The organism is Selenomonas sp. F0473, from assembly GCF_000315545.1.
Classification (GTDB): Bacteria; Bacillota; Negativicutes; order Selenomonadales; family Selenomonadaceae; genus Centipeda.
Genome location: NZ_JH992902.1, coordinates 1472539 through 1473792, shown reverse-complemented (window position 1 = coordinate 1473792; position 1254 = coordinate 1472539). Strand labels below are relative to the sequence as shown.

Here is a 1254-nt window from a genome sequence, read left to right as displayed (position 1 = left end):
ACTTGCAGCTCGCCGCAGCTTATCGCAGCTTATCGCGTCCTTCTTCGTTTCGAAACGCCTAGGCATCCGCCGTATGCCCTTCTTCGCTTGACTTACGTCTTACGACTAAAAGGTATTTTCGCTTTATCCTAATTATGCTTTGGAGAATCACTGACTCACTCAGCCATTCATCTTGGGCACCTTTTCCGCCCTGCCTATGTCGTCAAATCCTCCACATAGCTTTCAACTATGCGTCCGGTTTGTCTCCTTGGCAGTGCTCAAAATCTGCTCCAAGCTAAACGACTTCGTTTCGCCATTACTTCTCCTGGGAAAATCCATTCTGTTCTTTCCGCTATATCGCTATAGCAGATAACCTCAGTGAAAATGACTTTTGTCATTTCATAGATTTTCGTTTGTTTCTTCTGTGTAGTTTTCAGGGAACAAAAAAATGGTGGGCCTAAGTAGACTTGAACTACTGACCTCACGCTTATCAGGCGTGCGCTCTAACCAGCTGAGCTATAGGCCCATAATGTGGCGCGAATGCAGGATTTTTGCGCCTAGCGTCGTTGCTTCAAAAAAGACTGCCCTCGACGTAGCTCCGCTACGACTTCGGTTGTCTTTTTCTCGCGCCTAGCTATGCATCAAAGCTTCTGCTTCGCTTAGGGTTACCTGTAAAGGTGTTACATATGTAGATATAAATGGTGGAGACGAGGAGAATCGAACTCCTGACCCCCTGCTTGCAAGGCAGGTGCTCTCCCAGCTGAGCTACGCCCCCATATAAGGCGCGAACGCGGGATTTTTGTGCCTAGCTGTGTCACTGCGTCAAACACTTCGGTCGACGTAGCTCCGCTACGACTCCACTCGTGTTTTCCTCGTTCCTTGCTATGCAGCAAAACTGCCGCTTCGCTTAGGCTTCCTTCAAAGCACTAGTCCATACTGCGTTTTCAGGATATTAGGCTATTGCTAAGGATACCTTTGATTTTAGAGGTAATATACCCTCAAAACTAGACAATGCAGATTTAAGCCGATGTCGACCTGTTACTTTGCTTATAACAACATAGCGCGCGGTCAACGTCAGCAATTCATCTTCGCCTTACAGCTCGATTCGTTGGACGTTTTCGCGTACATGCTGTTATCGATTCAACTGCGCCTTTCGGCTTGTTTCATCGACAGCATAGCACCTTAGAAAGGAGGTGATCCAGCCGCACCTTCCGATACGGCTACCTTGTTACGACTTCACCCCAGTCACCTTCCCCACCTTAGACGGCCTAGCCG

Annotated in this window: 2 tRNA genes and 1 rRNA gene (1 of these 3 only partly in view); all 3 read right to left on the bottom strand. The window is 48.2% G+C overall.

Annotated features, from left to right (window positions below):
- Nucleotides 1-93 (bottom strand): 23S ribosomal RNA (locus tag HMPREF9161_RS06765); it reaches 2807 nt to the left of the window's first position.
- Between the two features lie 335 nt (nt 94-428).
- Nucleotides 429-505: transfer RNA gene (locus tag HMPREF9161_RS06760), tRNA-Ile, on the bottom strand.
- Between the two features lie 173 nt (nt 506-678).
- Nucleotides 679-754 (bottom strand) — tRNA-Ala (locus HMPREF9161_RS06755).
- Nucleotides 755-1254 lie beyond the last annotated feature (500 nt).